This is a genomic window from Janthinobacterium sp. P210006, assembly GCF_036231885.1.
Taxonomy (GTDB): Bacteria; Pseudomonadota; Gammaproteobacteria; order Burkholderiales; family Burkholderiaceae_D; genus Janthinobacterium; species Janthinobacterium violaceinigrum.
The window spans coordinates 1,196,559-1,218,745 of sequence record NZ_JAZARD010000003.1 but is presented as its reverse complement, the minus strand read 5'-3'; the positions used below and the strand labels follow the sequence as shown (position 1 = coordinate 1,218,745).

Here is a 22,187-nt window from a genome sequence, read left to right as displayed (position 1 = left end):
GTCCAATGGACTGCGTTCCAATCGCGCAGCGACCGACCCCAGTCCCAGGTTTGGGTTGCGTCTGTATTTCCATCAAAACTTGCGTCCCACCCCCAGCAAAATCACATCCGCATCGCGGTGATAATCGGTCACGACCCGGTTCCACGCCACTTGCGCCACCCAGCGGCGGTCGACGTGGTAGCGGGCGACGGCCGACAGCAAGCCTGTCAGGCGCGTGCTGTGGCCCTGCGTGTCGCGCCCGTCCCACGCCAGGTAGGGGCCGCCGCCCATGCCGAATTCCACCTTTTCATTGAGCGAGCGGACCAGCCACAGCTGGGCGGCCACGCCGCGCCGGTGCGCCAGGTCGGTATTGCCTTCATCGAGGGCGGTGACCGTCCAGTCCACGTATTTTCCCGCCGCGCGCCGGTACTCCAGCGTGAATGGGCGCGAGGACTCGGAGCGCAAGCTGTTGACGATGGTGTGGCCCGTCGACAAGGTCAAGGTGTCGTCGTGCGCCCAGTTCTGCAGGTGCAGCTTGGCGCCCGGCACGCCGTCATAGCGGTAGCCGGCGCCGATCAGCAGGTGCGTGGTGTTGTCCTTGCCGTCGGGCTTGATGCGGTTGATTTGCGCTTGCGCATACCAGCGGCTGGCGAATTGCCAGCGCGCCTGCAGGCTGACGATGGAGCCCCAGCCGTGATCATTGTCGAAGTTATGCAGGCCGTCGTCGGTCCTGGCCGTGTCGAAGAAAAAGTAGCGGCCCGCGCCGGCGCCCAGCATCAGACCTTGCTCCACTTTTTGCGTGCGCAGCCAGAACTGGCCCGCCATGCCGTCGCGGTGATGGTCTTCCGGATGGCCTTCGTTGATGTAGGACAGGCTGGCGGCGGTGTAGTCGCCCACGGGCTGCGTGTAGCTGACGGCGGCGACAAAGGTGCGCTCATTGGTCGAGCTCACTTTCAGGGCGCCGGCCATGCCGGACAGGTCCTGTGCCTGAGCTGACAGGGGAAGCGAGGCGGCCAGCAGGGCCAGGGCGGAAAGGCGTATGCGCATGGAGTGTCCGGTAGTGGGATGCACCTTGAAGGCTGGCTGGACGGCATGCGATCGTGCAAGTATCTTCCGCACTTACTACATTAGTAGAATGTTCCAGTCAGAACTAAATGCGTTAGTGTATAAGAAAGTGAGAATGTGTGAGGCGCGCCAGGCGCCGCTGCATTTCTTGCTGGAACTGGAACTGGAACTGGATCGGTGGGGGGAGGGGAGGGCGCCGGCGCGAGAATGGCCGGCGCGAAACTGCTGGACTTGCGGTGTTGCGGCTTCTAATTACTGGCTCAGCACGACTTTATCGGCAAAGTATTCCGTCTCGCCGAAGCATTGCGTGGGCACGCCCTTGTGCTGGCTGTAGGTGACGAGGATGCGCTTGCCGGCAGCGGCCGACAATTGCTTCGCCACTTCTTCATCGCGCACGCTGAACTGGAATTTTTCCGGGATGGTGCCCGGCAATGCCGTCAGCAGCAGCTCGCCCTCCCATGTCTTGCAGATCCAGCCCCGCTTGGAGAACTTCTGCAGGTAGCCCGCCCGTTCGCCTTCCGAGTACGAGAAGCTGAGGGCCATCCACGTGTAGGCGGCCAGCAGCAGGAAGCCGGCCACGAGGAAGATGACGAAGGCGAAGGTGACTTTTTTGGTCGTAGGGGTCATGGTAGGGTTGTCTAGGTAAAAGGATCAGTCCTTGCGGCCGGCTTTCCAGTTCAGGCCAAAGCTGTAGCGCTCGTCCATGGCCTGGTGCGCCGTGATTTTACCTTGGCCACCGAAGTATTCCACCAATTTTGTCACTTGCAGGTTGCCGCCGTGGTTTTCCAGCATGGCGATCGCGCACATGGCGTGCTGGCTGTCGCTGTCGAGGCGAACTTCCACGGTCGGCTGGCCGGGAATCTCGATCGTCACGACGCCATCCGTGGCGGCCCAGTTCGGCACGCCTTCGTAGATGAAGGCGTACACGAGCACGCGCTTGATCTGGTCGAAATGGGTGCCGTTGATGAAGATGTTTTCGCCGCTGCTGACGCTGCCCGTGCGGTCGTCGCCTTCCAGGTGGATGTACGGCGGACGGTCGTAGGCGCCCCAGCTGTTGCCCAGCGCCTGCACGGCGCTTTTGGCGCCATTGCTCATCTCGAACAGGCAGCCGATGTCGAGGTCGATGCCGCCCGCGCGGCCGGCCGGCTTGTTGAACAGCTTGCCGAGGAAGCCCGTGTCCAGTTTCGAGGCGGGCGCCTGGCCTTGCGACGCGTTCTGGTTCCAGTTCAGGTTGACGCGGATGCGGCCATAGCCGCCGCTGTCGCGCTTGTCGAGCGAGATCTTGTCGCCGCGCTTTTCCAGGCGGATCTTTGACAGCGAGATCTTGTTCGCCGGCGGCGGCGCCGCTGGCGTGGAGACGGGCACCGGCGCTGGCGCCGGGGACGATGCTCCCGCTTCGCTGCCGCCGAAATGCTTGAGCAGCGCGGCCAGGCCGCCCGCGAAACCCTGGCCCACGGCGCCGAAGCGCCAGCTGCCGTCGCGGCGATACAGTTCGCCGATGATGACGGCTTTCTCGTCCTGGAAGTCGGTGCCAGTGAAGGCGAACGTGGCCGCCTGGCCCAGCGCCATGCTGGAGTTACCCAGCGCGCGCATGCTGCCCTGTTCCGTCGCCGCCGTAAACACCAGCTTGTCGATGGCGGCGGGCAGGCGGGAAAGGTCCACCTGGAATACGGAACGCGAGCCGTTCAGCTCTACCGTGACGGCGTTGTCGGGCGCGCTTTTCTGGTTGTAGAACACCATGTAGCGGTCGTCCGACAGCTTGCCGGCCGCATCGACGCCGAAGCAGCTGACGTCCACTTCCATCGAGCCGGAAGCGATATCGAGCGTGACGGAAAACGGACCGTTCAAGCCCAGGTCTGCCAGTTTGCCTTTTTGTCCGCGTGTGAAATTGGTCATGGTCGTGCAATCCCTTCGTCGCTTGAGAGTTGAGTCAATGAGGTTGTCGGCAGGTGCGCCGGCGCCGCGTCGGCCGCATGGCGGATGCCGAACAGGCGCGCCTGTTCGATGATGCGCAGCGCCCAGCTGCTATGCGTGGCCACTTCGCACATCGATTCCTGCATGCGGAACACGGCCGGGCTGTCCGGGTCGATGATGCGCAGCGCCAGTTCGATGTCCGACTGCGCCACCTGGTAGTGGCGCTCGATCTGCGGCACCTGGTCCGGGTGGATGGCCGTCTTGGCGATCATGCCGTGCGCCATGTCCTGCGCCACTTCCGCATCGAGCCAGCTGCCCTGCGACAGGTGCTCGAAGACGGGCGCCGTCAGCTGGAAGCCGTGCGGCTTGAAGATGGTGACGAGGCGGCCGATGACCTGGCCCAGCGGCGTCGAATAGATGGTGCCGCTGGTGGGGCGGCGCAGGCCCAGCAGGGCCAGCAAATCGTTGCCGCCGATGCGCAGGGCCAGGATGCGGCGCCGCACTTCGGGCGCCGACAGGACGAGGCGGAACTGCTTCATCTCGTCGTCGTCGAATACTTCCGCCGTTTCCAGCGTCGGCATCAGCAAGTGATGCGTGTGGCGCACCAGGTCGAAATACGCGGCGAAGTTATGGCGCGTGGATTTCGGCAGCACGAAGCCGCTCAATTTGTCGGCGCCGGGCATGCCCAGCACGCGCGCCAGCACGTCGAGATTACGCACGCGCACGAAGCGCAGGGTGTCCGATGCGGCGCCCATGTTTTGCAGCGCCAGCGACAGGTTGAACAGCGCGTAGCTGAGATCGCGTTCCGCGATGGCGTCTTCGGTGCACAGGATCACGGAACGCAAATGGCTGAATTTGTCGCCATTGGCAATTGCCAGCAAGTCCTTGTGCGTGGTCGGTACGTACATGGAGGCGCCCAGCGCCGCCTTGTGTTCGCTTTGCGGATGTAGGGAGTTGTTATCCATCGACTGCGCTCCTGATGAGGGCGACCGCCTGGTAGGGCAGCGCCGGTTCTACTGTGACGGGTATGGCTTTTTCCTGCGCCAGAAGCAGCAAATGTGCCACGTCCGGGGCATTCGTGTCGCGCACGATCAGGCGTTCGGGCACGCGGCGTAGCAGCACGCGCGTCGCCTCGCCGATGCCTGGCTTGATCAGGTTGATGTCGCTGATGCCGTACTGCTGCTGCGCTGCGGCCATGTAGGCTTGCGAGCGGGCCGCCATGGCGGGCGCATCGCTCGCCTCGGCCAGCGGGATGCCGCTGCTGGCGGCAATGGCCACGGCGTCGGCCACCAGGCCGTCGGCAAAGGCGCGCGACTGGTCGTGCTGCTCGAACTGCGCGTAGTACACGCAGCCGTGGAAGTCGTCCGGACCGATGCTGTCATTGAGTACCGAGCGGCTGACGAGGCCCGAGACGGTGGCATTCAGGATGCTCGACGGGATCAGGTAGTCGCCCGACGACGCGGCGCAGGCGGCCGTGCCGGCCAGGTCGGACAGCACGAACAGGCCGCCGTCGATGGCCGTGCCGTGCGCTGCATTGAAGTCGTTCACCGTCTGGCGCAGCTCGCGCGAAATCACGCCCTTGCCCGTCCAGCCGTCGACGAAGACGATGGATTCAGCGCCATGGCCCTGCGCCAGGATGTGCTGCAGCGCGTTGGCGTCGATGCCGCGGTCGCGGATGATGGAGACGGAATAGTGTTGGCACTCGCGCTGGAACACCTGGCGCAGCAAGTGACCGAGGATCACGCCCACGGGCGTGCCCGCGCGCGCCAGCGACACCAGGGTGATGGGTCCCGTGCGGCGCGCGGCGATCAGGGCCGCCAGGCGCAGGCAGTCGCGCGCCATCTGCAGGCGGTTGGCCGCGAACGCGCTCTGGAACAGGGCCAGGTAGGCGGGCGAGGGCAAGGACTCGGGCGACAGCATTTCGCTGTAGTGGCGCTGGCCCGACTGGATCAAGCGCTCCTTTTCGGCCAGGTCGAGGATGGGTTCGAGCGCCATCGGCGTGAGCAGAAAATGGACGTCTTCCTGGCGGTAGCTGCCGCTGAAATGCTGCGTGGCTTCGCTCATAGCGCCGCCACCGTGAGTGCCGCCAGCTGGGTGCCATTGGGGATGATGGCGTAGTCGCAGGCGGCCATGAAGCGGGCGTCCGAACGGCTGTCGCCCATGCCGAAGCTGACGATGGGGCCGTGTTCGGCTTCCAGTTCCGCGCGCAGGTAGGCCACGGCGCGCGCCTTGTTCAGAGTCTTCGGCAGCACGGCAAGGTTATTGCCGTTGCGGTGGATGAAGTAGTCGCTGCCTTCCGTGGCGATCCACTGCGCCAGCACCTGCTCTTCGATGTCGGCCAGGCGTTCGCCGCGCGCTTCATGGTCCTTGACGACGATGTAGAACGGCGTGTTGTAGTCCTCGATCAGGCGTGCGCGCGAAGGCATGCCCGCCTTGGACTGGAAATCGTCGATGATGCGCATGGCGTCCTGCAGGCCGGGCAAGGCCGTCTGCATGTCGTCCTGCATCAGCGCCAGCCAGCCCGCGTCGAGCGCGCCGCCCGGTTGCAGCACGATGCCGCCGTAATCGAGCACGCTGTAGCTGGTAAACGGCAGGTCGACGCGGCGGAAGGCGTCGCCATTCCTGGCCGTGGCGGGGATCAGGGTCATGCCGCTTTGCGCGAATTCAAAGAAGGCGCGCTGGCGCGCCGTCGTAAACGAGCAGGCGTCGCCATTCTTCAGGTACGCGGCCGGTTGCAGCTCGGTCTCGCCCGGGCATTTTTTCGGGGTCTGGAACAGTGTGTCGTCCAGGTCAACAAACAGGAATTTCTTCAATTTTGGTCTCTGACTGAAAGTGGAACAGGCGGCCATTCAACTGGCCGGCGAGTTGCATGAGGGCGGGGCTGGCCGGGGTTTCATGGCAGATGAAAACGTGCTGGTACTGGCCAGGCGCCACGTTGTACAGGTAGTTGGCGATGCCTTCGCCGTAATTGTCGTCGCAGCTGACGATATGGCCGACGGAGCCCCATGACAGGATGGGCGAGCGCGTGGTCGACTGCACCACGACGTTCTTGCCCAGCGCTTCCAGTTCGCGCGCCAGCAAGAACGACGGGTGCATGAATTCGCCCGTGCCCAGCACCAGCACGGAGTCGCCGGCGCCGATTTCCTGCGCCAGCTGCACGGCCAGGCCTTGCGGCGGCGCCAGGGCGCGTCCCACGCCGATGCGCCCGAAGGCGGGGCTGGCGCCCCGTTCCTCGTTCGCCTCGAAACGCTGCGCGCTGGCCGCCACGGGCGCCGGCGCATCGCCGGCCTGGAAGGCGTAGTGGCCGGACAAGGCGGCGCCTATGCTGGTGGGCAGGCCGAAACGCTCACTCAAGCCCGCATTGGCGGCCTGGCCCATGAAATTGGTGATCACGCCCAGGTGCAGCTTTTCCAGCTGCGGATAGCGCGCGCGGCACACTTGCACCAGGTTGGCGAAGGTGTTGCCGGTCGACGCTTCATCGTCGATCAGTACCAGGCTGCGGGCCGTGGAAAACAGGGCGCTGGCCGCGTCCGACAAATGCAGGAACTGGCGCGGCGCGTGGCTGTGCGATTCCTCGAATTCGAAGAAGGGCACCGTGCCCACGCGGTAGCGCGAGCTGTGCAAAAACAGGGCCTTGCCGTTCGGGTTGGCGCGCAGCCACGCCTCGAACACGCCCTGGCCCAGTCCCACGGCCGTTTCCGCCATGGCGATGAAGACGACGGGGCCGGGCAGGCTGGGAGGAATCTGCGCGGCCAGGTCGTCGTGGATGGCTTCCATGGCGCGCGGCGTGACGGGCCAGTGCTTGCCCAGCACCTTGGACAGGAATAAAAAGCCCCGCTTGGCGTTGGCGCGCGCGGCAAAGCCGATCAGCCAGTCCAGCGGAAAGCGCGCCTCGTCCACCTTCAGGGTCAGTTCGCCCGTGGGCATCTGTTTCTTGACGAGGTTCATGGCAGTTCCACGGCGTACGCGGATTCGCCCACGCGCATGCCTTCGCGGATGGCGGGCACGGTGAGCTTGTCGTAGCCCTGGTCGAAACCGGCCAGCGCCAGATAGGGCAGGTTCGGGCCTGCCGCGCAGGCCATGCCGATGCCGCCCGACATGCGCGGGTTGATTTCCAGCAGCGCCAGGCCGTTCGCGCCTTCGCGGAACTGGATGTTGAACACGCCGTTCAGGCGATAGTCGCGCGCCAGTTTGTCGCAGGCCGCCAGCAAGTCCGCGCGCAGCTCGATCAGCTGGCCGCTGCCGCCCGCATGCAGCTTCTTGCGCGGCACGGCGCACATAAGCTTGCCCTGGTCGGCGACGCAGTCGGCGCTGTATTCGTGGCCATCGAGGTATTCCATCAGCAGCAGGGTCTTGAACGTCCCCATCTGCGCCAGGCCACTGCGCAGCTCCTGCGCATTGATCTGGTAGGCGGCGCCGGCCAGCAGCAGCTGGGCGCTGGTGCGCTCTTCATCGAGCACGGCAAAGCCCAGGCCATACACGGATTCCGATGGCTTGATGCACAGCTTGCGGTGCAGCGGGCGCAGCTCGGCGTAGGCGGCGTCGTAGTCGGCGATGGTGGTCACTGCGCGGTAGTCGGCCGGGCGCGCCATGGGCAGGTCGAGGCCGTCGCAGAAGCGCGCCTTGTCGTGCATCAGGGCCAGCGTCTCTTCGCTGGCCACGCTGAGCACGCGCGTGCCGATGGCGGCGAAACGCGCGCTGGCGCTGCCGATCAGGCCTGCTTCCTTGCCGGGCCAGAATATCGTGATGTGGCGGTCGCGGCAAAATTCCAGGCACCACTCCACATAATTGAGGCCGGTCAATCCCGACGGTTCGACCGCGTATTCGTGGGCCGACAGGAACGCCGCCGCATGCGCATTCGTATTGCTGCACACGATGTGGTAGCGGGGCTGGCCGCCCGTGGCGGCGCTATCGGCCTCGCGGATCAGGCGCATGGCCGTGCCGACCGAGGAAAATGTTTTGTTGAACCAGACTCTTTGCATGTACGGGGACCGGGTAAAGAAAGGGAAAGCCGCGCGCAGGTGCGCGCGCGGGGATTCTAGCTAGCCAGACTTAACCTGGCCTTAGAATTTTTTTGAACTACAACTTTGAGCAACAAACTAACGGCGCCTGACAAAACCGTAGCGAGCGGAAGGAAGAGGTGGCCGAGAAGCGCAACCGTACTAAAGTACGGTGAGCATCGCAGGCCGCCTATGCCGACGCGTAGTAGGTTTGGTCAGGTGCCTCTAGCTAGCTTTGCCGCTGGCTGTCCACTTGAGGAAGGCATCGCGGTTGCGCGAGCAGATGAATACCTTGCCCGAGCCGGAAAAGCGCAGCACGATGCCTTCGCCGCTGGTCACGCTGTTGACGATATTGCCGAGGAAGCCGCCGATGCCGCCGCCGCCCGAACCGCCGCCCGTGGTGACGGAAATTTCGTATTTCAGGCTATTGTCCCAGCAGACCACGTGGGAATTGTCGATCACGACATCCTTGCCCGGCTCGACGTCGAGCTGGAACATGGAGCCGAAGCCCGACACCACCACTTGTCCCGTGCCCGCCGTTTCCATGACGAAGAAGCCGCCCGATTGCGCGAACAATGCGTTGCCGATGCTTTGCGTGCGCACTTTCATTTCCGTGCCCGAGGTGGCGGCGACAAAGGCGCCGTCGTTGAGCAGGTACTGGCGCGCGCCCACGTCGACCACTTCGATGGCGCCCGGCAGGGTGGGCGAGAGCAGGCAGTCGCCGCTGCCGCGCACCGCTTCGATGTGCTGCTGGAAGAACGATTCGCCGTTGGCGAAGCGGCGCATGATGGCGCTGCCCAGGCCGCCCGTCATCTTGCCCTTCAAGTCCAGCGCCGTTTCCATCATCACCATCGCATCGGATTCGCAATAGATGGTTTCGCCCTGTTTCATGCTGACGTGGAGGAAAGGATCGACGTCGCCCGTGACACTAAATACTGGCATGATAAATCTCCAAAAAAAAGCCGCCTGAACTGTGCAGGCGGCAGTGATGATATGACATTTATGCAATTCACTCCGAAAAACCGTCGCGGGCACGCTCAATGAGCGGCCGGCAGGTTTAACGAGCGTGAATGTCAGGCATTGACGCCGAACGAACGGGCGAGGGGGCCCAGGCCGCCGTTGAAGCCCTGGCCGATGGCCTTGAACTTCCATTCGCCGTTGTAGCGGTAGATCTCGCCAAAGATCATCGCCGTTTCCGTCGAGCTGTCTTCGGACAGGTCGTAGCGGGCGATTTCGCGTTCGCCTTCCGCGTTCAGGCAGCGGATGAAGGCTTTCGACACCATGCCGAAGTTCTGGCGGCGCGCGTCGGCGTCGTGGATCGTGACGGTGATGCTGATGCGGTCGATGTCGGCCGGCACCCGGGTCAGGTCGATTTCGATGCGCTCATCGTCGCCTTCGCCTTCGCCCGTCTGGTTGTCGCCCGTGTGGACGACGGAGCCGTCGGTCGACTTCAGGTTGTTGTAGAAGATAAAGTCAGAGTCGCCACGGACTTTGCCGTCGCTTTTCAGGAGGAAAGCGCTGCCGTCAAGGTCGAAGGTGGCGCCGTCGGTCGAACGAGGATCCCAGCCGAGGCCGACGATGATCTTCTTCAGGTTCGGTGCTTCCTTGCTCAGGTTGACGTTGCCGCCTTTTTGCAAACTGATTGCCATGTGGTGCTCCTTTTCAGTAATTTACTTAAACATACCTGCATGGGATGAGCGCGTAAGGCGCTCGTGCCATCACTCTCTCAATTGGGGACGATCTCCCCGATTTCAAGCTTGTGCCGCGTGCCGTTTGCGATAACGCAAGGACGACCACAGCGAGACCAGGATGAAGGCCACGCCCGACAGGCCCGTGAACCACTCCGGAATATGGTACTTGACGGAGGCCAGCATGATCAAGGCCAGGATGCCGATCGCATAATGGGCGCCGTGCTCGAGGTAGACGAATTCGTCCAGGGTGCCCTTGTGCACGAGGAAGACCGTCATCGACCGCACGAACATGGCGCCGATGGCCAGGCCCAGCATGATGATGACGACGTCGTTGGTGATGGCGAACGCGCCGATCACGCCGTCAAAGCTGAACGAGGCATCGAGCACTTCCAAATACAGGAAGCCGCCGATGCTGCCGCGCGCCACCGTCTTGACCAGGTCGCCATTGCCGTTTTTAGCCGGTGCCGCGTTTTCTTCTTCGTCATCCTGCAAGTCCGGTTCGCCTTCTTCCAGCAAGCCGCTGATCCAGTTCACGCCGATGTAGACGGCGATGCCGACGATGCCCGACGCCAGCACGCTGTATTTTTGTTCTGCAGGGCCCATGGCCACGCAGGCGGCCACGGCGCCCATGGTGATCAGCACGGCGAGGCTTTCGGTGCCCAGCGCATTGACTTTTTCCTCGGCCCAACCAAGCCAGTGCAATTCCTTCTCGTCGTCGAACAGGAAGTTCAGGAAGACCAGCAGCAGGAAGGCGCCGCCGAACGCCGCCACCTGCGCGTGGTTGTCCGTCAGGTGCTTGGCATACACGTCCGGCGTCGTGGTGGCCATGGTCCACACGTCGACCAGGCCCAGGCCCGTGGCGACGGAAACGATGACCAGCGGGAACAGCAGCCGCATGCCGAAGACGGCGACGAGGATACCTACCGTGAGGAACAGTTTTTGCCAGAATTCATTCCAGTGACGCAAGACCGAGGCATTGACCACGGCATTGTCGAACGACAGCGACACTTCCATGATGCCCAGCACGCCCGTGATCCACAGCGCCTGGATCATGCCGGGCATGCCGCCGTGGCTGTAACCCCACCAGCCCGACACCGCCATCAGGATAAAAGTGACTAAAAAGGAAATTCTGAAATGCCGCATGAGGACCCCGTTGCAAGTATGGAAGACGTTTGATTATCCGCGCCGCTGTGTGCGCCGCACTCAGTGTTGATATACGTCAATTGTTGTATATGCCATGATTTTATATTAGTTGCCGCCGGGGGCGGCGTTTTATAGGCGGGCGACAGACAGTTCTGCTGGCGTGGCCGATCTGCGATAATTGCGGCGCGCCCATCTGGCTGCCGCAGCCCCTCATAGACTTTACAGACATATAAGAAGGAATACCCCGTGGATATCGCTTACCTCGTCACGCCCCTGATCACTTGGATCCTGGTCGGACCGATCAAATTCCTGATCAACAGTGTCCGCACGCGGCAATGGGCATTCGGCCTGGTCGGCAATGGCGGCTTTCCCAGCAACCACAGCGCCGTCGTTTCCAGCATGGCAACACTGATCGCCTTGCGAGAAGGCATAGGCCATCCCGCGTTCGGCGTGGCCGTCACCCTGGCCTTCATCGTCATCATCGACGCCAACAGCCTGCGCCAGCACGTGGGCAAGCAGGCGGCGGCCATCAACCGCCTGGCCGGGGAAGCGTCCAGCCCCGCGCACAAGACCTTGCGCGAGCGCATGGGCCATACCCTGGTCGAGATCGCCGGCGGCCTGTGCACGGGCGTGGCCATCGGTTTCCTGATCAACTACGTTTTCGCCCGCTAGGCCCGCTTTTCCGGCAACGCAAAACCCCGCTTCAAGGCGGGGTTTTGCGTTTCAGGGCGTAAAAACTACGTTTCATCCATTGATTAAAGCATTACAGGAAACGGCCGATTGACATGCCCAGACGCGCTCATGGATACTTTGGCGCTTGTGGTTTTAATAAAAATAAATGCTTGCTACCGCCTGCTGCCCTATCCGGGCCGCCGGGACGGTAGCGGTACTATCTATCCGGAGAATTACCCATGTTGCGCAAAACCCTGTTTGTTCTGGCAATCGCTTCTGCCTTGACCGCTTGTGGCAAAGAGTCCAAAGATCCCGGCAAGGGCGGCAAAGGCGCCAAGGAACAGGCGGGCGCCGCCGCCAATCTGCTCGTGTCTCCGGAAGACCTGCTGACCATACAAAGCAATGCGCTGGCGTCGGGACCCGTCATCACCGGTTCCGTGCAGCCGGAGCGCAACGCGGACTTGCGCGCGGAAGTATCGGCCGTGGTGATCCAGGTCATGAAGGAAAACGGCGAAGCCGTCAAGCGGGGCGACGTGCTGGTGCGCCTGGACGAAACGTCCATCCGCGACAGCCTCAATTCGGCCGAGGAAGCCAGCCGCGCCGCCAGCCAGGTGCTGGAACAGTCCGAACGCATGTTCCAGCGCATGAAAACCCTGCGCGCCTCGGGCATGACCTCGACGCAGGCGCTGGAAGACGCGGAAATCCGCCGCAACAATGCGCAAAGCGATCTGTCCGCCGCCAAGAGCCGCGCCGTCCAGGCGCGCCAGCAGTTGCAGCGTACCCTCGTGCGCGCGCCGTTCGACGGCATCGTGAGCGAGCGCAAGGTATCGAATGGCGATACGGCGCAAATCGGCAAGGAATTGATCAAGGTCATCGATCCAACCAGCATGCGCCTGGAAGGCCTGGTGTCGGCCGACAAGATCGGCGTCGTCAAGGTGGGCCAGCCCGTGCTGTTCCGCATCAACGGTTATCCGGGACAGGATTTTGCGGGCAAGGTGCGCCGCGTCGACCCGGCCGCCAACGCCGTCACGCGCCAGGTGGCCGTGCTCGTCGATTTCAATGACAAGGAACAGCCGCGTGTGGCTGGCCTGTATGCGGAAGGGCGCATCGAGACGGACAGCATCAGCGCGCTGATGATCCCCGACTCGGCCCTGGTGAAGGCGGGCGACGTCACGTACACGTGGAAAGTCAAGGACAAGGCCCTGCACAAGACCACCTTGCACATCGGCACGCGCGACGTGCGCACGGGCCAGTGGGAAGTGCAAAGCGGCCTGGCCAGCGGCGACACCGTGCTGCGCACGCCGGGTTCGACCTTCAAGGATGGGCAGAAAGTGGAGTTGACGGCCGCCAAGGCCGTGCCGGCAGCCGCCGTGGCCAGCAGCAGCTCCGCCGTTGCCGGTAAAGGAAACTAAGCCATGTTTCTTTCCGATTTCAGTATCAAGCGGCCCACCGCCACCATCGTCCTGATCCTGGCAATGATGTGCGTCGGCTTGCTGGCGCTCAAGAAATTGCGCGTCAACCAGAATCCGGACGTCGAAGTGCCGTTCATCGTCGTCAGCATTCCTTACCCTGGCGCATCGCCCGATACGGTCGAGCGCGAAGTGGTGAACCGTCTGGAAAAATCGCTGCAAAGCATTTCCGGCGTGACCGAGGTCAATAGCGACTCGAATGAAGGCGCGGCCAGCATCTTCCTGAAGTTCTCGTTCAATACCAACCTGATCGAGGCGTCCGACAATATCCGCAATGCGATTGCCGCCGTACGCTACAAGTTGCCGACGGAAATGCGCGAGCCTATCCTGCAGCGCATCGACCCGGCTGCCGAACCGATCATGCAGCTGGCGCTGTCGTCGAATACGCAAAGCCATGCGGAAATTTCGCGCCTGGCCGAAGACGTGCTGTCCGACCGCTTCCGCACCGTCGATGGCGTGGCGCTGGTCAACGTGGGCGGTTCGCTCAAGCGCGAGCTGTCCGTGCTGCTGCGGGCGGAAAAGCTGCGTGAATATAACGTTTCCGTCAGCGACGTCGTCACCGCCCTGCGCAACCAGAACACGAATGCGCCGGTGGGCAAGGTGCGCGGCACCCTGGACGAGAAAAGCATCCGCCTGGTGGGCCGCATCGAGTCGCCAAGCGACTTCGAGAAAGTGGTGATCAAGCGCCGCGGCGAGGAAATCGTGCGCCTGGCGCAAGTGGCCACCATCGAGGATGGCTTTGCCGAAGTCAACAGCTTGAGCATGCGCAGCGGCAAGCCCAACGTGGGCATTTCGATTACCCGCGTGCGCGACGCCTCGACCGTCAGCGTGGCCAACAAGATCCGCGACATGGTGGCGGAGATCAACAAGACCTTGCCGAAAGGCACGATCCTGCAAGTGACGCGCGACGGCGGCGAAAACGCCCAGCATAGCCTGAACAATGTGATCGAATCGCTGGTGCTGGGCGCCGTGCTGACGATTTTCGTCGTCTACGCCTTCCTCAACTCGTGGCGTTCGACCCTGATCACGGCGCTGAGCCTGCCCACGTCCGTGATTGCCGCCTTCATTGCCGTGTGGCTGTGCGGCTTTACCCTGAACTTCATGACCTTGCTGGGCCTGTCGCTGGCCATTGGCGTGCTGATCGATGATGCCATCGTGGTGCGCGAAAACATCGTGCGCCACATGCAGATGGGCAAGGACCGCCGCACGGCCGCACTGGAAGGCACGGCCGAGATCGGCATGGCCGTGGCCGCCACCACCTTCTCCATCATCGCCGTCTTCATTCCCGTCGCTTTCATGCCGGGGATCTCCGGCGAATGGTTCCGTCCGTTTGCCTTGACGGTGACGTGCTCGGTGCTGGTCAGCCTGGGCATCTCGTTTACGCTCGATCCCATGCTGTCGGCCTACTGGGGCGACCCGGTCGAGGAACACTCGGCGCCGAAAAAAGGCATCGGCCGTGTGCTGGAAAAATTCAACCACTGGTTCGACCACCAGGCCGACCGCTATGGCCGCGTGATTGCCTGGGCCCTGCATCACCGCCGCTGGATGGCCGTGATCGCCTTCGGCAGCCTGGTGGGCGCCATCGTCCTGCACGCCACGCACGGCGGCACGAGTTTCTTGCCGGCATCCGACTCGGGCAATCTGATGATCAATGTGCGCACGCCATCGTCGAGCAGCATCGAGTATTCGCGCTTGAAACTGGAAGCGGCGGCCGTGCTGGCGCGTACCTTGCCTGAAACCAAGGATACCAACAGCTCCATCAATGCGGGCGGCGGACGCGTGTATGTCGACATCGGCAAGCGCAATACACGCAAGCGTTCGGCCAAGGAAATCGCCGTCGAGCTGCGCGAGAAGATGTCGCGCCTGGTGGGGGCCGAATACGTGGTGCAGGATGACTTGAGCAACGGCTCGCAAAAGCCGATCCAGGTGGAATTCACGGGTCCCGACTCGCGTAAACTCATGGAAATTACAAATGCCTACATGGACAAGCTGCGCACCATTCCCGGCGCCGTCGACGTGGGCCTGTCCGAGCAGGACCCGAAAAACGAGCTGCAGATTGAGCTCAACCGTGGCCTGGCCAACTCGATGGGCATTTCCGTCAATGATGCGGCGCAATCGCTGCGCGTGGCGTTTGCTGGCGTGGAAGTGGGCGACTGGGTCGATCCGACAGGCGAGACGCGCGACGTGGCCGTGCGCCTGCATCCCGATGACCGCGTGGCATCGGAAAATATCGAGCGCCTGCCCATCAGCGTGACGGGCACGTCGCAGATGGTGCCGCTGGACCAGATCGCCACCATTACCATGGGCAAGGGCCCGTCCGGCATCGAGCACAAGAATGGCAAGCGCACGATTACCGTGTCGGCCAATGCGCAGGGACGCTCGAACGGCGAAGTGACGAGCGACGCCATGAAACTGGCCAACTCGATCGACTTCCCGCCCGGCTACGGCCTGGCGCTCGGCGGCGCCGGCCAGGACCAGCAGGAGCTGTTCACGGAAATGCTGATCGCGCTGGTGATGGGTATCGGCCTGATGTATTTGATCCTCGTGATGCAGTTTGGTTCCTTTACGGCGCCGGTGGCCGTGATGATGTCCTTGCCGCTCAGTCTGATTGGCGTGGTGGTGGCGCTGGTGATCACGAACAACACCCTCAACCTGATGAGCTTTATCGGCATCATCATGCTGATGGGTCTGGTCGCCAAGAACGCCATCCTGCTGCTGGACGCGGCGCGCAAGCGCGAGGAAGAGGGCCATGGCCGCGAGGATGCGCTGATGTATGCGGGCCGCATGCGTCTGCGCCCCATCCTGATGACGACGTTTGCGCTGATCGCCGGCATGTTCCCCGTGGCGCTGGGCCTGGGCGAGGGCGGCGAGTTCTACCGTCCACTGGCGATCGCCATCATCGGCGGCACCATCACCTCGACGATTCTGACCCTGCTGGTCGTGCCGACCTTCTATGACAGTATCGAGATCGCCCGCGATGGCGCCGTGGCCAAGTTCCACCGCCGCGCCGAACGCATGCCCGTGGCCGTGGCCATGATATTGACCATGCTCGAGTGCGTGCTGACCTTGCTGCTGGTGCGCTTCGTCTACCGCATGCTGAAAAAGGCCGTGCTGTTCCTGATGGGACGCCGCGCGCCGAAAGCGGCATCGATCAGCCTGCAAAAATAAGTCAGGCAGCCTCGGCTGCGCAATGCTTGTGCCAAGTCAAAGAGCCTTCTTCGGAAGGCTCTTTTTACGTCAGGTGCTCTACAATCGTAGAACGGGTGGGCGCAGTCGCCAGCCTGTGCAGAGATACTTTCGGGATATTTTTCAACGGCGATGTGGCACTGCAACGTATCGGATAAGAACCATGCCCTCCAGCATCCGGCAGCCCAGTCTCGGCATCCTCATGGCCTGCCTGCTGGCCGCTTGCGCCGCCGGGCCGGAGTTCCACCGTCCCGCTGCCCCTGGCGGCGGCGACAGCTACACGCCGGCGCCCTTGCCGGCGCAAACCGCGGCGGCGCCCGGTCCCGCAGGCCAGGCGCAGCGCTTTGTGCCCGGCCAGGATATTCCCGCGCAATGGTGGTCGCTGTTTCAATCGCCGGCGCTGGACCGGCTGGTGCGCGATGCGCTCGCGCGCAGCCCCGGCCTGGCATCGGCCCAGGCGGCCCTGCGCCAGGCCGATGAAAACTACCGGGCCCTGTCCGGCAGCCTGCTGACTCCCGAAGTGGGGGCCCAGCTGGGCGTCACCCGCGAAAAGACCAGCCGCCTGGAAGGGGCGGGCGGCGTGCTCAATTTGTACAATGCCTCGGTAAATGTGTCGTATGCCCTGGATGTGTTTGGCGGCAACAAGCGCCAGCTGGAGGGCTTGCAAGCCCTTGTCGACTATCGGCAATACCAGCTGGAAGCCGTGTACCTGGCCCTGATGGGCAACCTGGTGACGACGGCCATACGCGACGCATCCCTGCGCGGGCAGTTGCAAGCCACCGGTGAAATACTCGACGCGCAACAGAAACAGCTGGACGTGATCGAACAGCAATTCCGCTTCGGCGCCATCCCCCGCGCCACGGTCCTACTCCAGCGCAACACGGTGGCGCAGACGCGGGCCAGCGTGCCGCCGCTGGAAAAAGCCCTGGCCCTGACGCGCCACCAGCTGTCCGTGTATGCGGGCAGGCTGCCCAGTGAACCCGGCTTGCCTGAATTCGACCTGGCGTCGCTGCACTTGCCGCAGGACTTGCCCGTCTCGCTGCCGTCGGCGCTGGTGCGCCAGCGTCCCGACATCCGCGCCAGCGAAGCGTTGCTGCAGCAGGCCAGCGCGCAGATCGGCGTCGCCACGGCAGCCATGTACCCTCAAATTACCCTGACGGGCAATGTGGGCGCGCTGGCCACCAGCTTTCCCGCGCTGCTGCACGGCGGTTCCTCCGTGTGGGGCGTGGCGGCGGGGCTGGCCCAGCCCCTGTTCAATGGCGGCGCGCTGCGCGCCAGGCGGCGTGCCGCCATCGCCGCCTACGAGGGCGCGGCGGCCGATTACCGCGCCACCGTGCTGGGCGCCTTCCAGAATGTGGCGGACAGCCTGCGTGCCCTCGAGGCCGATGCGGCCGCATTGCAGCAGCAAGCGGAAGTGGAGGCGCTGGCCAGCGAATCGCTGGCGCTGAGTACGCAGCAATTCAAGCTGGGCGCCATCAGCTACCTGAGTTTGCTCGATGCCCAGCGCACCTACCAGCAAGCCAGGGTGGGCCTGGTGCAGGCGCAGGCGGCCCGCCATGCGGACAGCGCCGCGCTGTTCCAGGCGCTGGGCGGCGGCTGGTGGAACCGCCCCGCGCTGCCGGCCGTTTCCACGGCAACAAGTTTGCCGCTGGCGGCAGGCACGGACTGACGGGTTTGCAATACAGGGTTTTGAAACACGGCAGGGGCAGCAGGCAATGACAAGGAGCGCATCCATGACGAAACGCACGAAACGCATGCTCATCATGCTGGGGGCGGTGGTGCTGTTGATTGCCCTGCTGGCGCTGGGTTTTTTCCTGCACATCCGCCAGCTCATGGCCAGTTCGCCCAAGCCGGCACCGCAGACGGTGTCGGCGACCACCATCCGCAAGGCAGACTGGCAGCCGCACCTGGCGTCGGTGGGCACCCTGGTGGCTGTGCGCGGCGTCGACGTGACGAGCGAAATCGCCGGCCTCGTCAGGTCCATCCATTTCAAGTCCGGGCAGGAAGTGACGGCGGGGCAGGTGCTGGTGCAGCTCAATGCCGACGCGGACCTGGCGCAGCTGCGCGCGCTGGAGGCGGCCGCCGAACTGGCCGCGTCCGTGCTGGCGCGCGACCGCCAGCAGTTTGCCGTGCAGGCGATCAGCCAGGCGCAGATCGACAGCGACCTGGCCGACGTGAAAAGCCGCAAGGCGCTGGCCGCCCAGCAGGCGGCGCTGGTGGACAAGAAGACCATCCGCGCGCCGTTTGCGGGGAAACTGGGCATCAGCACCGTCAATCCGGGCCAGTACCTGAATCCTGGCGACAAGATCGTCACCCTGCAAACCATCGACCCCATCTACGTCGACTTCTATATTCCGCAAAAGCAGCTGGGGGGCCTGCAAGTGGGCCAAGCCCTGAAGCTGTCCAGCGATGCGCATGCGGACACGGCGTTTGCGGGCAAGGTCAGCGCCATCAGTTCCAAGGTCGACCCCGCCACGCGCAATGTGCAGGTGGAGGCCACGGTGGCCAATCCCCAGCGGCGTTTGTTGCCGGGCATGTTTGCCAACGTCCACGTGGAAGTGGGCGCGAAGAAACAGTATCTGACCTTGCCGCAGACGGCGATCACCTACAACCCGTATGGTTCCACCGTCTTCGTCGTGCATCCGGCGCCGGTCCCGGCGTCCAGGACTGCCGCGCCGGGCAGCGCCGGCCCCGCCGCGCCGCCGCCCAAGGCGGGCGAGCTGGTGGTGCGGCAAGTGTTTGTCACCACGGGCGAAACGCGTGGCGACCAGGTGGCCGTGCTGACGGGCTTGTCCGAGGGGCAGCAGGTCGTCACCAGCGGGCAGATCAAGCTCAAGAATGGCAGCCCCGTGGTGATCAGCAACGTCGTCGAGCCGCGCAACAACCCGCAGCCCACACCGCAGGAACACTGAGGCGCCGCCATGAACTTCACCGATCTCTTTATCCGCCGGCCCGTGCTGGCGATGGTGGTGAGCCTGCTGCTGGTGGTGCTGGGCTTGCGCTCCCTGTTCAGCCTGCCCATCAACCAGTATCCGAAGACGCAGAACGCCGTCGTGACGATCTCCACCACCTATTACGGCGCCGATGCGCAGACGGTGGCCGGTTTCATCACGCAGCCGCTGGAATCGGCCATCGCCCAGGCGCAGGGCATCGATTACCTGTCTTCGTCCAGCAGCAGCGGCGTGTCGACCATCACGGCCACCCTGCGCCTCAATTACGATGCGAACCGGGCTTTGACGGAAATCAATACCCAGGTCAGTTCCGTGAAAAACCAGTTGCCCGTGCAGGCGCAGACACCCGTGCTGACGGTGCAGATGGGACAGACGACGGACGCCATGTACCTGGGCTTTTACAGCAAGACCTTGCCGACGAATAATGTGACGGATTACCTGAGCCGCGTGGTCAAGCCCAAGCTCGATTCCATCAGCGGCGTGCAGACGGCGGAATTGCTGGGCGCGCGCCTGTTCGCGCTGCGCGCGTGGCTGGATGCGGACAAGATGGCTGCGTTCGGCGTGACGGCGGCCGAGGTCAGTACCGCCCTGGGCAATAACAATTACCTGGCCGCGCTGGGGTCCAGCAAGGGCCAGATGGTGACCGTGCCCCTGACGGCCGGCACGGATCTGCATTCGGTCGAGGAATTCAGGCAGCTCGTCGTCAAGCGCAGCGGCGACTCCATCGTGCGCCTGGAAGACCTGGCCACCGTCGTGCTGGGCTCGGAAAACTACGATTTCAACGTGGCCTTCAGCGGCGTGCGCTCCGTCTTCATCGGCATCAAGGTGGCGCCCGAAGCCAATATCCTCGACGTGGCCAAGCGCGTGCGCGCCAGCTTTCCGGACATCCAGTCCCAGTTGCCGGCCGGGCTGACGGGCGAAATCGTGTACGACTCCACGTTCTTCATCAACACGTCCATCCGCGAAGTCATCAAGACCCTGGTCGAGGCGCTGCTGATCGTCACCATCGTCATCTACCTGTTCCTGGGCAGCCTGCGGGCCGTGATCGTGCCCGTGATCGCCATGCCGCTATCCCTGATCGGCACGTTTACCGCCATGCTGGCGCTCGGTTATTCCATCAACCTGCTGACCTTGCTGGCCATCGTGCTGGCCATCGGCCTGGTGGTCGACGACGCCATCATCGTGGTGGAAAACGTGGACCGCCACATGAAGCAGGGCCAGCCGCCGCTGGAGGCCAGCCTGCTGGCGGCGCGCGAGCTGGGCAGCCCCATCCTGGCCATGACGGTGGTGCTGATCGCCGTGTACGTGCCCATCGGTTTCCAGGGCGGGCTGACGGGGGCATTGTTTACCGAGTTCGCCTTCACCCTGGCCGGCGCCGTGGCCGTGTCGGGCGTGGTGGCCCTGACCCTGTCGCCCATGATGTGTTCGCGCTTTTTCCGCCCGGAGCAGGATAGCGGCCGCTTCGTGCAAGCGATCGACCGCGTCTTCGGCAAGGTGCACGACGCCTACCAGCGGCTGCTGCACGCGCTGCTCGATACCTGGGTGGTGCTCATCGTCATGGCGGCGATACTGATGGTGGTGCTGGGGCTGATGTTCAAGATGTCGCAGTCCGAACTGGCGCCCGAGGAAGACCAGGGCGTCGTGCTGTCGCAGGTGGTGGGCGACCCGACGGCCACCTCGGACCAGATGCAAGTGTATGCCGAGCAGATCTACCAGGTGGCCAAGGCCATGCCCGAATACAGCCAGATGTTCCAGATCACGGGCGTGCCGACCGTCAACTCGGGTTTCGGCGGCATGCTGATGACGCCCTGGGGCGAGCGCGCGCGCAACGCCCAGCAAGTGCAGCAAGACTTGCAGGCGGGCTGGAACAGGATTGCCGGCGCCCGCGTGGCCGCCTTCCAGTTTCCTGCCTTGCCGGGTTCCTCTGGCTTGCCCGTGCAATTCGTCATCGCCACCACGGAACCGTTTGAAAACCTCGATACCATCGCGCAGCAGGTGCTGGAGAAAGCGCGCTCGTCGGGCAAGTTCTATTTCATCGACACGGACTTGAAGATCGACAAGCCGCAAGCCACCGTCGTGATCGACCGCGACAGCGTTGCCGCGCTGGGCATGACGCAGCAGGATGTCGGGGCGGCCTTGGGGGCGGCCTTGGGCGGCGCCTACGTCAATTATTTCTCCATCGCGGGACGCTCGTATAAAGTGATTCCGCAGGTGCTGCAGGTCGACCGCCTGAATCCCTCGGCCGTGCTGGACTTCCATATCAAGACACCCGACGGCACGATGATACCGGCCAGCACGGTGGCGCATATCCAGTACGATGTCGTGCCCGAGTCGATCAACCGCTTCCAGCAACTGAACTCCGTCACCCTGTCCGGCGTGTCCGGCGCCTCGCAGGGCGAGGTGCTGGGCTTCATGCGCGACACGCTGTCCCAGGTGGCTCCCAGCGGCTACACGGCCGATTATGCGGGGCAGTCGCGCCAATTCGTGCAGGAATCGGGCGGCTTCATCGTTACCATGCTGTTTGCCGTGGTGATCGTCTTCCTGGCGCTGGCGGCGCAGTTCGAGAGCTTCCGCGATCCCGTCGTGATCCTCGTTTCCGTGCCGCTGGCCCTGTTTGGCGCCACCATGTTCATCTTCCTCGGCTTTGCATCGATCAACATCTACACGGAAGTGGGCCTGGTGACCTTGATGGGACTGATCAGCAAGCATGGCATCCTGATCGTGGAAGTGGCCAATCAGCTGCAAAAGACGGGCAAGAGCAAGCGCGAAGCCGTCGAAGCGGCCGCCGCCGTGCGCCTGCGTCCCATCCTGATGACGACGGCGGCCATGGTGTTCGGCGTGCTGCCCCTGGTGATCGCTTCGGGCGCGGGCGCGGCCGGGCGCCATGCGATGGGGCTGGTGATTTTCACGGGCCTGTCCATCGGCACCCTGTTTACCCTGTTCGTGGTGCCGGCCATGTACCTGTTCCTGGCGGCGGACCACCAGGCGCTCAGCGCGCGCGAAGCTGGCAAAGCCGTGCCCGCCCATTGAGGCAGCGTCGGCGAAATCATGGTTGCCGGATCAAGGGCGCAATGCTGCAATGCGCCGTAGCAGAGCGGGGATGCGAAGAGAGCCTTC

At 63.7% G+C, this 22,187-nt stretch carries 17 protein-coding genes; 6 read left to right on the top strand and 11 right to left on the bottom strand.

The window, feature by feature from the left end; translation table 11 throughout:
* Positions 1 to 72: 72 nt before the first annotated feature.
* From VPH41_RS19545 to VPH41_RS19495, 11 genes are all read right to left on the bottom strand, one after another.
* A complete protein-coding gene (locus VPH41_RS19545; protein ID WP_328571198.1) occupies positions 73 to 1,026 on the bottom strand; it encodes a hypothetical protein in 954 nt (317 codons plus the stop codon).
* A 270-nt stretch (positions 1,027 to 1,296) separates the two neighbouring features.
* Positions 1,297 to 1,671: a hypothetical protein gene (locus tag VPH41_RS19540; RefSeq protein WP_096234439.1), complete on the bottom strand. Its 375-nt coding sequence runs from the start codon at positions 1,669 to 1,671 to the stop codon at positions 1,297 to 1,299.
* A 24-nt stretch (positions 1,672 to 1,695) separates the two neighbouring features.
* On the bottom strand, positions 1,696 to 2,940 hold the full coding sequence (locus tag VPH41_RS19535; RefSeq protein WP_328571197.1) for a TerD family protein: 1,245 nt from the start codon (positions 2,938 to 2,940) through the stop codon (positions 1,696 to 1,698).
* The gene (locus VPH41_RS19530; protein ID WP_328571196.1) at positions 2,937 to 3,923 is read right to left on the bottom strand and encodes an HpcH/HpaI aldolase/citrate lyase family protein; all 987 of its coding nucleotides are present in this window, start codon (positions 3,921 to 3,923) and stop codon (positions 2,937 to 2,939) included. Before VPH41_RS19530 ends, VPH41_RS19535 begins: the two co-directional genes overlap by 4 nt.
* Positions 3,916 to 5,022 (bottom strand): cysteine protease StiP family protein, encoded by a 1,107-nt coding sequence (locus VPH41_RS19525; RefSeq protein WP_328571195.1) that lies wholly within the window; start codon positions 5,020 to 5,022, stop codon positions 3,916 to 3,918. The genes VPH41_RS19530 and VPH41_RS19525 overlap by 8 nt, the downstream gene beginning before the upstream one ends.
* Positions 5,019 to 5,771 carry an HAD family hydrolase gene (locus tag VPH41_RS19520; RefSeq protein ID WP_152283724.1) on the bottom strand — a complete coding sequence of 251 codons (753 nt, stop codon included), beginning with the start codon at positions 5,769 to 5,771 and terminating at the stop codon, positions 5,019 to 5,021. The genes VPH41_RS19525 and VPH41_RS19520 overlap by 4 nt, the downstream gene beginning before the upstream one ends.
* Positions 5,749 to 6,906 carry a phosphoribosyltransferase domain-containing protein gene (locus tag VPH41_RS19515; protein WP_287777937.1) on the bottom strand — a complete coding sequence of 386 codons (1,158 nt, stop codon included), beginning with the start codon at positions 6,904 to 6,906 and terminating at the stop codon, positions 5,749 to 5,751. The genes VPH41_RS19520 and VPH41_RS19515 overlap by 23 nt, the downstream gene beginning before the upstream one ends.
* Positions 6,903 to 7,940: an ATP-grasp domain-containing protein gene (locus VPH41_RS19510; protein ID WP_328571194.1), complete on the bottom strand. Its 1,038-nt coding sequence runs from the start codon at positions 7,938 to 7,940 to the stop codon at positions 6,903 to 6,905. The genes VPH41_RS19515 and VPH41_RS19510 overlap by 4 nt, the downstream gene beginning before the upstream one ends.
* A 243-nt stretch (positions 7,941 to 8,183) precedes the next feature.
* Entirely contained in the window at positions 8,184 to 8,900 is a 717-nt protein-coding gene (locus tag VPH41_RS19505) for a TIGR00266 family protein (RefSeq protein WP_152283721.1), read from the bottom strand.
* Between the two features lie 131 nt (positions 8,901 to 9,031).
* Positions 9,032 to 9,607 (bottom strand): TerD family protein, encoded by a 576-nt coding sequence (locus VPH41_RS19500; RefSeq protein ID WP_092804211.1) that lies wholly within the window; start codon positions 9,605 to 9,607, stop codon positions 9,032 to 9,034.
* A gap of 102 nt (positions 9,608 to 9,709) precedes the next feature.
* Entirely contained in the window at positions 9,710 to 10,792 is a 1,083-nt protein-coding gene (locus tag VPH41_RS19495; RefSeq protein WP_152283720.1) for a DUF475 domain-containing protein, read from the bottom strand.
* 246 nt (positions 10,793 to 11,038) lie between these two features.
* Here VPH41_RS19495 and VPH41_RS19490 point away from each other — a divergent pair, with 246 nt between their 5' ends.
* From VPH41_RS19490 to VPH41_RS19465, 6 genes are all read left to right on the top strand, one after another.
* Positions 11,039 to 11,464 carry a divergent PAP2 family protein gene (locus tag VPH41_RS19490; protein WP_152258038.1) on the top strand — a complete coding sequence of 142 codons (426 nt, stop codon included), beginning with the start codon at positions 11,039 to 11,041 and terminating at the stop codon, positions 11,462 to 11,464.
* A gap of 239 nt (positions 11,465 to 11,703) precedes the next feature.
* Positions 11,704 to 12,876 (top strand): efflux RND transporter periplasmic adaptor subunit, encoded by a 1,173-nt coding sequence (locus VPH41_RS19485; RefSeq protein WP_328571193.1) that lies wholly within the window; start codon positions 11,704 to 11,706, stop codon positions 12,874 to 12,876.
* A 3-nt stretch (positions 12,877 to 12,879) separates the two neighbouring features.
* Positions 12,880 to 16,101, top strand: coding sequence for an efflux RND transporter permease subunit (locus tag VPH41_RS19480; RefSeq protein WP_328571192.1), 3,222 nt, complete (start codon positions 12,880 to 12,882; stop codon positions 16,099 to 16,101).
* Between the two features lie 181 nt (positions 16,102 to 16,282).
* Positions 16,283 to 17,788: an efflux transporter outer membrane subunit gene (locus tag VPH41_RS19475; RefSeq protein WP_328571191.1), complete on the top strand. Its 1,506-nt coding sequence runs from the start codon at positions 16,283 to 16,285 to the stop codon at positions 17,786 to 17,788.
* Between the two features lie 64 nt (positions 17,789 to 17,852).
* Positions 17,853 to 19,031 (top strand): efflux RND transporter periplasmic adaptor subunit, encoded by a 1,179-nt coding sequence (locus VPH41_RS19470; RefSeq protein WP_328571190.1) that lies wholly within the window; start codon positions 17,853 to 17,855, stop codon positions 19,029 to 19,031.
* Between the two features lie 9 nt (positions 19,032 to 19,040).
* Positions 19,041 to 22,100, top strand: coding sequence for an efflux RND transporter permease subunit (locus VPH41_RS19465; protein WP_328571189.1), 3,060 nt, complete (start codon positions 19,041 to 19,043; stop codon positions 22,098 to 22,100).
* The last annotated feature ends 87 nt before the right edge of the window (positions 22,101 to 22,187 follow it).